This window comes from Butyrivibrio sp., assembly GCF_017940685.1.
In the GTDB taxonomy this organism is placed as follows: domain Bacteria; phylum Bacillota; class Clostridia; order Lachnospirales; family Lachnospiraceae; genus Butyrivibrio.
Genome location: NZ_JAGAYD010000061.1, coordinates 1 through 10,598 on the forward strand (window position 1 = coordinate 1; position 10,598 = coordinate 10,598).

10 protein-coding genes are annotated in these 10,598 nt (G+C 45.3%); 7 read left to right on the plus strand and 3 right to left on the minus strand.

Annotated elements, in window-relative coordinates; all coding sequences use genetic code 11:
* Nucleotides 1-39: 39 nt before the first annotated feature.
* Both J6I68_RS04355 and J6I68_RS04360 read right to left on the minus strand, forming a co-directional pair.
* Nucleotides 40-894: an IS3 family transposase gene (locus J6I68_RS04355; protein ID WP_292217807.1), complete on the minus strand. Its 855-nt coding sequence runs from the start codon at nt 892-894 to the stop codon at nt 40-42.
* Nucleotides 858-1,427, minus strand: coding sequence for a transposase (locus J6I68_RS04360; protein WP_292217791.1), 570 nt, complete (start codon nt 1,425-1,427; stop codon nt 858-860). The genes J6I68_RS04355 and J6I68_RS04360 overlap by 37 nt, the downstream gene beginning before the upstream one ends.
* 215 nt (nt 1,428-1,642) lie before the next feature.
* On the opposite strand from J6I68_RS04360, the gene J6I68_RS04365 reads away from it, so the two are divergent.
* From J6I68_RS04365 to J6I68_RS04380, 4 genes are read left to right on the plus strand one after another with little or no spacing between them, the layout of a single operon-like run.
* Nucleotides 1,643-1,870 (plus strand): FeoA family protein, encoded by a 228-nt coding sequence (locus J6I68_RS04365; RefSeq protein WP_292217793.1) that lies wholly within the window; start codon nt 1,643-1,645, stop codon nt 1,868-1,870.
* Complete coding sequence (gene feoB, locus J6I68_RS04370) at nt 1,867-3,882, plus strand: ferrous iron transport protein B (protein ID WP_292217795.1); 2,016 nt, start codon at nt 1,867-1,869, stop codon at nt 3,880-3,882. The genes J6I68_RS04365 and feoB overlap by 4 nt, the downstream gene beginning before the upstream one ends.
* 22 nt (nt 3,883-3,904) lie before the next feature.
* On the plus strand, nt 3,905-4,195 hold the full coding sequence (locus J6I68_RS04375) for a hypothetical protein (protein ID WP_292217796.1): 291 nt from the start codon (nt 3,905-3,907) through the stop codon (nt 4,193-4,195).
* Nucleotide 4,196: 1 nt separating this feature from the next.
* Nucleotides 4,197-4,559: a heavy-metal-associated domain-containing protein gene (locus J6I68_RS04380; protein WP_292217798.1), complete on the plus strand. Its 363-nt coding sequence runs from the start codon at nt 4,197-4,199 to the stop codon at nt 4,557-4,559.
* Nucleotides 4,560-4,667: 108 nt separating this feature from the next.
* Here J6I68_RS04380 and J6I68_RS04385 read toward each other — a convergent pair whose 3' ends face one another.
* Nucleotides 4,668-5,099 carry a flavodoxin gene (locus J6I68_RS04385; protein WP_292217799.1) on the minus strand — a complete coding sequence of 144 codons (432 nt, stop codon included), beginning with the start codon at nt 5,097-5,099 and terminating at the stop codon, nt 4,668-4,670.
* A 234-nt stretch (nt 5,100-5,333) separates the two neighbouring features.
* Between J6I68_RS04385 and J6I68_RS04390 the strand changes: the two genes are divergently transcribed.
* The 3 genes from J6I68_RS04390 to J6I68_RS04400 all read left to right on the plus strand — a co-directional run bounded on the left by J6I68_RS04390 (nt 5,334) and on the right by J6I68_RS04400 (nt 10,292).
* Nucleotides 5,334-5,885 carry a DUF3793 family protein gene (locus tag J6I68_RS04390; RefSeq protein WP_292217801.1) on the plus strand — a complete coding sequence of 184 codons (552 nt, stop codon included), beginning with the start codon at nt 5,334-5,336 and terminating at the stop codon, nt 5,883-5,885.
* A 947-nt stretch (nt 5,886-6,832) separates the two neighbouring features.
* A complete protein-coding gene (locus J6I68_RS04395; RefSeq protein ID WP_292217802.1) occupies nt 6,833-7,822 on the plus strand; it encodes a LacI family DNA-binding transcriptional regulator in 990 nt (329 codons plus the stop codon).
* Between the two features lie 160 nt (nt 7,823-7,982).
* A complete protein-coding gene (locus J6I68_RS04400; RefSeq protein ID WP_292217804.1) occupies nt 7,983-10,292 on the plus strand; it encodes a glycogen/starch/alpha-glucan phosphorylase in 2,310 nt (769 codons plus the stop codon).
* Nucleotides 10,293-10,598: the final 306 nt, after the last annotated feature.

A 10,598-nucleotide genomic window follows, 5' to 3' on the forward strand; every position in this document is an offset into this window, starting at 1 on the left:
ACTGATATGTACCCAGAATCCTGGACACATATTTATGAATTAGGTTGAACACATGGATGCTATCCTGTATTGTACAGGTGGCATCCATTTTGTTTTCGCCTGAATCCTTTTGTTATTGTAGTAGTCTATATATTCTTTAACTGCATTTGAGAATTCTTCAAAAGAAGAATAGTCTTTTTCATGACCATAATACATCTCATTTTTTAATCTACCAAAGAATGTCTCCATAATACAATTGTCATAGCAGTTACCTTTTCGTGACATAGATTGGATAATCCCATGTTCTTTTAAAGTGTTTCTATAGTAAGCATGACGATACTGCCAGCCTTGATCTGAGTGAAGAATAAGTCCTTCAACTGAAGGAAATTTATCAAAAGCCTTATTAAGCATTTTTGCAATCTGTGCAAGATTTGGACTCTTAGATAGGTCATAGGAAATGATCTCATTTGTATTCATATCCAGAACTGGAGATATATAGCACTTTCCCCATGAAAAGTTGAACTGAGATACATCAGTTGTCCATTTTTGAAGAGGTGCAGTTGTGCTGAAATCTCTATTTATTATGTTATCAGCAATCTTACCTACTTCGCCTTTATATGAATGATATTTTTCCTTTGGACGTTTACCCATTAATCCAGCTTCATGCATAAGCCGTTGAACACGCTTATGGTTTACTTGATATCCACGATTCATCAGTTCACGGTGGACGCGTCTTACACCATACCTGCTCTTGTTTGAGGTAAAAATGCTTTTTATTACTTCTAGTGTTTCTTGATTGCGTTCAGAAACACGATCTTCTTTACTGATTTCAAAGTAGTAAGTTGATCTGGCCATATGCATAGCTTTAAGAAGATGCTTTAGTGAGTATCCTTTTTCTCTGAGTTCTTTGACGATTGCTGCTTTTTCGCCTTGAGTCGCGCAGCTTCCTTTTCCTCTCTCAAGGCGATCTCTTTTTTTATTATTTCAATTTCTGCCCTCATGCATTCGTTTTCAGATCTTAATCGAAGCAACTCTTCATGTTCAGTTTCATTAGGTTTTATAGGCTTTCTTGTACCGAATTTCTTCATGTCTAGCTCCCTTTGTTTAGAACTATTCTGTTTTGATATAAGACCATTGTACCCATAAACCTTATATTTGCGAACCCACCGATACAGTTGCCCATTATTAATGCCTACAGAAAATGCAACACTCCTGATAGACTCTCCAGCTAAAACACGCGAAACTAAGGCGTATCGTTCTTCAGGTGTCCAAGCCTTAATAGTATTATCATTCTTTAGTGCAGTAATACCACAAGCTTTCTCAATTCTTACCCATTCGCGTATTGTCCCATGAAATCTTTTGAGCCCTATTCCATCAGGAGTATCTGGATACTCTCCACGATAATACAACTCCACACATTTCTTTTTGAATTCATAGCTATAGCGCATAAAATAACCCTCCTTCCTGGATTTGTATTGTCCAGAAAAGAGGGTACATATCACACGGGGACGGTTCTGCTGACACGGGGACGGTTCTTGTCCCGATCTTATCGAGAAAATGTCTCAAAAACCCTTATTTTGTCTCCGTTTTCCCTACTTATGTGTATAATTGTTAGCGGAAGCTAACTTCAAGTATATGTGTGGGAAAAGAGAGGAAAAAAAGTATGTGTTTAAGTGAACTAAATCGGAACACCGAGGCGGTGGTAAAAAACCTGTCCGGGGATCAACGCTTTATAAGCAGGATCACCTCCATAGGTCTTACACCGGGATGCAGCGTAAAGGTCATCAGAAATGACAAGAACAGGCCAATGCTGGTGTATTCAAGGGATACCATGATCGCTCTTAACAGAAAAGAGTGCATGGGGATCGAGGTTGCGGAGGTGACAGCATGAGTCAGGCTACTATAGCTCTTTTGGGGCAACCCAATTCGGGAAAATCAACGCTGTTTAATGCGCTTACCGGCCTTCGCCAGCATGTTGGTAACTGGCCAGGAAAAACAGTAGAGAAGAAAGAAGGCTCTTTTTCATATAAGGGCATGGAGTGCGCTGTTGCAGACCTTCCAGGGTCATATTCTCTTACTGCAAATTCAGATGAGGAGATCATCACAAGGGATTTCATTGCATCTGGGAAAGCAGATGTGGTCTGCATTCTGGCAGATTCATCACAGCTTGAGCGAAGCCTTTTCATGACTGCAGATTATGCGGGAATCACCGTGCCAAGCTTTCTGGTGCTGAACATGGCGGACGTTGCCAAGGACCAGGGCAAGACAATTGACGTTGCGGCCATTGAGAAAAAGCTTGGGATACCGGTACTTCTTTTCTCTGCAACAGAGGGCAAGAAGTATGAACCATACTACGAGATCATGGAAAGAGCTGTCAGGGAAAAGACAGTTCTTGATACCTCTTCAATCGAAGAGGAGTACAAAAAGATCGAAGGCTATGAGGAGCTCAAGGCCCTTATTCCTGACGATCTTGTGAGAGGCTTTTCATCAACATGGCTTGCTGTAAAAGCGCTTGAAAACGACAAGCTTGTTATGAACCAGCTTAAAGAGAAGCTTGATCCGGCAGTGTACAAGAATGTCTGTGCTATCTGCGAAAAGAGCAGCGGAGCGATAGCTACAGGAAGTGCCAAGTTTAAATGGATCGATGAGGTGCTTGATGGGGCGGTTACCGCTAAAAATACGCAGGTATCCCTTTCAAAGCTTGATAAGATATTTATGAGCAGGGTGTGGGGTAAACCTGCTGTTGTGCTGACAGTTCTTTTGGGACTTATCCTGTCATTCATTCCTGCCCTTCCACTTATGCTTGTGGGAAATGGAGTGCTGGCGCTCAAAGCCCCTGTCCTTGGGCTTCTTGCAAGTGCAGGATGTCCGGAAATCGTGCTTGATGCAATTGGAACTATCATCTTCCAGTCGTTTTCATATATCTTTAAGATGCTGGGATTTGTGTTTGGCGTGACGCTTGTATTTGGACTTTTGGAGGAAGTCGGCGTAATGGCCAGGATCTCCTACGTCTTTGATAACACCATGGGAAAACTCGGACTTCAGGGAAAATCTGTTATGCCTTTCCTTGTAAGCTTCGGCTGTACCATGGGCGGGGCAGCAGGCTCAAGAGTCATTGATAACTGGGGTCAAAAGGTCCTTACCATTGCCCTTGCCTGGGCAGTTCCCTGCGGCGCTGCCTGGTCAGTAATTCCGATGCTGTCCGCAGTTTTCTTTGGTCCGGGAGCTGTGCTTGTTATTGTAGCAATTCTTTTCACCATGATCCTCCATATGTATATTACAGCCAAAATATTCGGAAGAAAGCTGGTCAGAACCGGTGACCGCTACGGTATGATCATGGAGCTTCCTCCATACCATAAGCCCAAGTGGGGAGCACTTCTTAGATATGTGTTTGGAAGAACAGCAGATACCTTTAAGAGAGTTACAAGCGTAGTTATTCTGGTCTGCGGAATCTTCTGGATCCTGAGCTATTCATTTACACCAGGAAGTTCACCTATCCTTTACACCATTGGTCAGGCTATCGAGCCTGTAACAAGAGTGTTTGGACTTGGATGGCAGCTGTTCATTGCATTTGTGGCATCCTCTGTTGGAAAGGAAGGTGCTATCGGCGTTATCAGCGCTCTTTTCACAGGAGAGAGCTTCTCTGGAGCCTTCAATGCAGCCATGAGCGGCGCCGGAAGGGCAGCGAACCTTTCAGAGATCCTTCTTGCTAATGTATCAAAGCCTGAGGCACTGGCATTTATCTTTGCACTGACCTTCAACATGCCCTGCGTTGTTGCACTTGCAGCCACATACCAGGAGACATCCAGCGCAAAGTGGACAGCCCGCATCGCTCTGTACTATACAGCAACAGCGCTGCTTCTTTCTATGATCGTCTACCACATTGGTCTTCTAATATGGTAATATTGGGAAAAGAGGTTTCGACATGAGGGAACTTATTGAACTTCTAAGGGACGGACACGCAAGGACCACCAAGCTTCTGGCAATTGAGCTTCAGACCTCTGAAGAGGATGTGAAAAGACAGATTGAATACCTTACAAATATTGGAGTGATCAAAAAGGTGGATATGTCCTGCGGCTGCGGCGGAAGCTGTGGTACATCTGGCGGCTGCGGAAGCTGCAGCGGAGCTTCTGGTAGCGGCAGCTGTAATAGCTGCAGCTCATGCCTTCCTGACGGTGGTTTTAAAAATATGGGAGAAATGTACGAGGTAGTATAAAATGACAAACGCGATAATTGTAGTTATATTGATAGTGGTTATGATCCTGGCTGGAAAGGGCGCTGTAAAGCACCTAAAGGGCGAGGGAGGCTGCTGTGGGGGCGGCTCTGTGGTCAAGGAACCTGACAAGAAGCTTACAGGTACTGTGATAAAGACCAAGGTCTTTAAAATTGACGGCATGCACTGCGAGAACTGCACCAATCGCGTGAAAAGAGCTATAAACAGGATAGATGGCGTCTCAGCAAAGCTGAGTCTCCGCAAGAAAGAAGCTGTGGTTGAATATGAGAGGGAAGTGGACGACTCTGAGATTACAGGCGCCATAGAAGCGCTTGATTACAAGGTCTTGTCCGTGACAGATAAATAAGACATAATAAGCCACGGGGACGGTTCTTTTGGCTGCATATGAAAACCTCGAAGTAGCGATAACTACTTCGAGGTTTTTTCGTAAGGAGGTAATGAATACAAGATGATATTATGCCTGTGCAAGCTGCCTTCCAAGGTCTTCACACTGAGAGACTGCGTCATCAGAAGGTGCGCCATTGCAGATAACTCCTTCGCCGCCAACGATGGTTGCTCCGCCGGCTTTAAGTCTGTCCTGCCAGTCTCTCATCCACTGTCCGTCGCCCCAGCCATAAGAACCAAACAGAGCGATCTTCTTGCCACTGCACTTGTTCTCATAATCCATCATGAAGGGCTCAACTGTACCTTCCTCTAAAACTTCTGCTCCCATTGCAGGGCATCCAAAGGCAATGACATTGTCACCTGCTACGTCAGAAGGACTTACTGTCTCGAATGGGAGAAGCTCTGCTTCTCCGCCAGCAGCCTTGATGCCGTTTGCAACTGCATTTGCCATGGCTTCAGTGTTTCCTGTGCCACTCCAAAATACGACCTTTACTTTATTCATACTATACTCTTCCTTTCTGAGCACTTGAGAATTATTGTTAAGTAATGCTCTTGTATAAGAGGTTAGCAGATGCTAACATATGATTCAAGAGTTCAAACTGATAAGAATTATCACATCCGATAGTTGTACGATTATTTCAACGTTTCGCAAGGCGTGAGGATAAAATAAAGCGAGGTTAGCTAAAACTAACTATCTATACAAACTCTTAAATTAAGTGCTATCACGGAGGAAAAAATGGGGGATCAATTACTGATCGATCTGTGCTCACCAACTCTGGCGGGCCTTAAAACGGGAAATCTATTTACAGTTGAATGCAAGGACAGACATGCTGTTTACAGAGAAGTCAGCAATTTCAATATAAGGTTTTCATCTAAAGGTATCAGGATGATACCAGTCAGGTTTTCAAGAGGCAGAATGCTCATATACCTTTACAGGCCATCATTCCTTAAAAGAGATCTGGCCAATGAAGAAGCCTGCAGGATCCTTCGGGAAAAAGGATACTCTGTATCTAACGCAGACAGATGCGTCGCAGAGCTTGCAAAACACCTTCAGGCCGATAGCTCTTTTCCCCACGAAATAGGACTGTTCCTGGGGTATCCAGTTCGCGACGTCCTGGGCTTTATGAAAGATCCCGAAGAGGGCGTCATGTACACGGGTTTTTGGAAGGTCTATGACAACAAGGACAAGGCTCTTGAAACCTTTGCCAGATACAAAAAGTGTACTGAAGTTTACTGCAGGGCTCACAAAAACGGAAGATCTCTTGAGCAGCTTACGGTAGCCAGCTAAGGTTATTTCATGACACGGGGACGGTTCTACTGTCAGCTTTAGTCCAGGGCCCTCCCCCACCGGCAGCTTGCCCCTTGGGCCGCGCCACGGACCTTTAGCCAAAGGCACCGCCCTGGCTCCATTTAAGCCCGCCATCGCCATCTGCACATATATTCATCTTTTTCCCGGTTTCCATCGCCGATGTTCATGGCCTTCGGAAGGGGCCCCTTAAGTTCTATGGTCCGGCTGCTCCCTGCCCTGGTTTTACTGATTGTTTTCGGTTTTGAGACATTAGCCGCAAACGCCATTTTCAGACGCTCCATGCAGTTTTTTTATCGCATGCGAGAGAAAGCCAGCAGGGCAGGCGGAAGTCTTTTCAATCATAATGGTCATACGGTGCGCAGCACCTGCAGGAAATAGTAAAGACCCAAAACCAAACTCAGAGAGCTTGGTTTTGGGCCTTTTCTATTTCCTTACCCGCTCGCCACAGCGAGCGATGACCATTATGAGCTGTAGTTTTTTGAATCTGCCCTGCGTGTGCGGTCGAGTATGCGTAATCGAGAAAAAACTGCAGGAGCGTTTAAGAAAAGTTTCGTTTGTGGATAGCGAAAAACTGAAAATAATAGTAATGCCGGGGCAGGGAGCACCTACTCACCGTGAGCAGAACTTAAGGGGACTTCCGGAGGCTCATGAACAAGCGGCTCCCTCAAACGCGAAAAAGTCTGAACATATTGTGCGGACGGCGATGGCGGGCTTAAATGGAGCCAGGGCGGTGCCTTTGGCTAAAGGTCCGTGGCACGGCCCAAGGGGCAAGCTGCCGGTGGGGGAGGGCCCTGGGCTGAAGGAGACAAAAGAACCGTCCCCGTGTCTTGTTTTCTAAATTTTTAATTGGACAAATGCTGTGGCGGACAGTATAGTTAATATATGTACGGAAAACGATTTCCGAAAGAGGGTATAAGGGGATAATAATGGTTTCAATAAAGGATGTGGCCAAGGAAGCAGGGGTTGCAATATCTACCGTATCCAAGGTCCTTAACAACTATCCGAATGTGAGCGCTGACACTAAAAAGAAAGTCATGGATGTGGTGGAGAGGCTTGGTTTTGTGCCAAATGCAGTGGCAGCTAGCCTTTCGTCCAAGAGGACCGGAAGGGTGGCGCTTCTTATGAATATCAGCCTGGGTACTCAGGCCAGCGACGAGATCAACATGCAGTACATATCTGGTGCGGTGCACAGGGCAAAAGAGCTGCAGCTTGATGTCATTACTGTCTTTAAGACCATGATAGAAGACATGACGGCTGCGGAGGTCATAAGCTATTTTGAATCCCAGGGCATAAAAGGGATCATAGTCTATGGCATGACCAAGAAAGACAAGCTTATTAAGAAGCTCATTGACAGCGGAATATTTAAGATTGTGGTAACCGACGCTCCAATGGTCAACGACACTACCACCTCTGTCAGCATAGATAACAAGAAGGCCCAGTACGACATAGCCAAAAAGACCATCACAGAGAACAAGTGCAAAAAGATCCTCTACATCGCGGGAGAGGAAGATGGCTATGTCACAGAAGAGCGCCTTGAAGGAATTAAGAAGCTTTGCGATGAGAAAAAACTTAAGCTCAGCGTGCGTAACGGCCAGTTTTCAGAGCTGAGGGCAAGGCAGCTCACAATGAGATACGCCAAAAGCAATGACTGCGTTGTCTGCGCATCAGACCTTATGGCCATCGGAGCAATGAAAGCTCTTATCGATATGGACATCTTCCGCCCGGTCTGCGGATTTGATGGCATCATCCTGATGGGGTATGTGGGAAAACAGATGAACACCTTAAGGCAGGATTTTGTAAAGATCTCTGAGATCGCCCTTGATGAACTGTGGCGTCTTATGCAGGGCGAAAAGGGCAGGAAGGTTACAGTTCCTTACACCATGGTTCGCATGAAATATGAGGACATAATCAAATAAAAAATATAAAAGTTTGTACTTGCGGAAAACGTTTTCCTGTGTTAAAGTAATCTCATCGATAGCAGAAAACGTTTTCCAAAAAACAGAAAAACTCTAAAACAGAACATAACAGCTATAACAGCAATAGCAGCAAACATTTTTTTGAAAAGGAGAATCAAAAATGTCAAAGCACACAAACATGCAGCGCGACGTACTTGTCCTTAACCTTGAAGAACAGCTTGAGGGAATCGCTCAGGAGAAATTTGGCAAGAGCCTTAAGGACATAACCAATCAGGAAACCTACTATGTACTTCTTGAGATGACTACGCGTCTAATGGATGTAGCAGAAGTATATAACGGGGAGAAAAAAGTTTACTACATTTCAATGGAGTTCCTTATTGGTAAGCTTCTTTCAAACAACCTGATCAACTTAAGAGTTTATGACAGAGTAAACTCAATCCTTGAAGCTAACGGCAAGCACCTTGCTGATATCGAGGAGTGCGAGCCAGAGCCATCACTTGGTAATGGCGGCCTTGGAAGACTTGCAGCATGCTTCCTTGATTCCATCGCAACTCTTGGAATGGCTGGTGAGGGAATCGGACTTAACTACCACTTCGGACTTTTCAAGCAGGTATTTAAGGATCACCTTCAGTGTGCAGAAAAGAACGACTGGATTGAGGATCAGTCCTGGCTTGAGAAAACAGATACTACCTTCGAGATTTCTTTTGGCCATGAAAAAGTGGTAAGCCGCCTCTACAACATGAACGTTGTGGGCTACGACACAGGCGTTAACAAGCTGCGCCTGTTTGATATCGAGTCAATTGATGAGAGTCTTGTTAAGAAGGGTATTGATTTTGACAAGACAGCAACTGACAAGAACCTCACTCTTTTCCTGTATCCTGATGACTCTGACGAGGCAGGAAACCTCCTTCGAATCTACCAGGAGTACTTCCTTGTTTCCAACGCAGCTCAGCTCATCTTAAGGGAACAGAAAGAGCGTCAGTACGACCTTCACGAGCTGTACAAGCATGCAGTCATCCAGATCAACGACACTCATCCTACCATGATCATTCCTGAGCTTATCAGGATCCTGGTTGAGGACAAGGCATTTTCAATTGATGATGCCATCGACGTTGTAAGTAAGACCTGCGCATATACCAATCACACAATCCTTGCGGAGGCTCTTGAAACATGGCCTCTTGCATATCTTGAAAAGGTTGTTCCTCAGCTTGTTCCTTACATCAAGGAGCTTGATAAGAGGATCAGAGCCAAGATCAAGAACCCTAAGGTTCAGATCATCGACAAGGACAAGAAGGTGCACATGGCATTCATCGACATCCACTACGGATTCTCCATTAACGGTGTTGCTGCCATCCACACTGATATCCTTAAAAACAGCGAACTTAACGACTTCTACAAGCTCTATCCTGAGAAGTTCAACAATAAGACCAACGGTATTACATTTAGAAGATGGCTCCTTTCCTGCAACCATCCTCTTGCTGATTTTCTGTCACAGACCATCGGTGATGGCTACAAGAAGGATGCAAACAAGCTTGAGAAGCTCCTTGACCACATAGATGACCAGGAAGTTTTAGATCAGCTCGAAGCTATCAAGATGGGCAAGAAAAAAGAGCTTGCTGCTTACCTTAAGAAGCACGAGAACGTTGAGGTTGACCCTGATTCTATCTTTGACATCCAGGTTAAGCGACTTCACGAGTACAAGAGACAGCAGATGAACGCTCTTTACATCATCCACAAGTACCTTGAGATCAAGGGCGGCAAGAAGCCTACAAGACCAATCACCTTTATCTTTGGCGCCAAGGCTGCACCTGCGTATGTTATTGCAAAAGATATAATCCACCTCCTTCTTGTTCTCCAGGAGATCGTAAATAACGACCCTGATGTAAACAAGTACATGAAGGTTGTTATGGTTGAGAACTACAACGTAAGCTACGCTGAAAAGCTTATTCCTGCATGTGACGTTTCAGAGCAGATTTCCCTTGCTTCCAAGGAGGCATCAGGAACAAGTAACATGAAGTTTATGCTTAACGGCGCTGTAACTCTTGGAACAGACGACGGAGCTAACGTAGAGATCCACGAGCTTGTTGGCGACGACAACATCTATATCTTTGGCGCTTCAGCGGACGAGGTTATCAAGCACTACAAGAAGGCTGACTACGTATCCAAGGACTACTACAAGAAGAGCCCTGTTATCAAAGAGGCTGTGGACTTTATAGTAAGCAAGCAGTGCCTTAAAGTTGGCCACAAGGAAAATCTTGAAAGACTTCACAAAGAGCTCCTTAATAAGGACTGGTTCATGACTCTCCTTGATCTTGAGAGCTACATTGCAAAGAAGGATGAGATTTTCGAAGACTATGAAAAGCGCGATAAGTGGAAGAAGATGATGCTCACCAACATCGCCAAGGCTGGATACTTCTCATCTGACAGAACAATCGAAGAGTACAACAGAGACATTTGGCATTTAAACTGATATAAAACAAGACACGGGGACAGTTCTGTTGCTGACAGGGGGACGGTTCTGTTGTCAGCTCCGGCTCAGGGGCCTCCCCCACCGGCAGCTTGCCCATTGGCCCCTGCCACGGCCCTTGCGCCTCACGCGCCGCCCTGGTTCCGTTTAAGCCCACCACCGCCGTCCGCACATATATTCATCTTTTTCCCGGTTTCCATCGCCGATGTTCATGGCCTTCGGAAGGGGCCCCTTAAGTTCTACGGTCCGGATGCTCCCTGCCCTGGTTTTGCTGATTGTTTTTGGTTTTGAGACATTAGCCGCAAACGC

Bases quoted from the DNA above. Each gene is read 5' to 3' on its own strand.
- J6I68_RS04360 (WP_292217791.1), bottom strand. From the start codon at position 1,427: ATGCGCTATAGCTATGAATTCAAAAAGAAATGTGTGGAGTTGTATTAT.
- J6I68_RS04365 (WP_292217793.1), top strand. From the start codon at position 1,643: ATGTGTTTAAGTGAACTAAATCGGAACACCGAGGCGGTGGTAAAAAAC.
- feoB (WP_292217795.1), top strand. From the start codon at position 1,867: ATGAGTCAGGCTACTATAGCTCTTTTGGGGCAACCCAATTCGGGAAAA.
- J6I68_RS04375 (WP_292217796.1), top strand. From the start codon at position 3,905: ATGAGGGAACTTATTGAACTTCTAAGGGACGGACACGCAAGGACCACC.
- J6I68_RS04380 (WP_292217798.1), top strand. From the start codon at position 4,197: ATGACAAACGCGATAATTGTAGTTATATTGATAGTGGTTATGATCCTG.
- J6I68_RS04385 (WP_292217799.1), bottom strand. From the start codon at position 5,099: ATGAATAAAGTAAAGGTCGTATTTTGGAGTGGCACAGGAAACACTGAA.
- J6I68_RS04390 (WP_292217801.1), top strand. From the start codon at position 5,334: ATGGGGGATCAATTACTGATCGATCTGTGCTCACCAACTCTGGCGGGC.
- J6I68_RS04395 (WP_292217802.1), top strand. From the start codon at position 6,833: ATGGTTTCAATAAAGGATGTGGCCAAGGAAGCAGGGGTTGCAATATCT.
- J6I68_RS04400 (WP_292217804.1), top strand. From the start codon at position 7,983: ATGTCAAAGCACACAAACATGCAGCGCGACGTACTTGTCCTTAACCTT.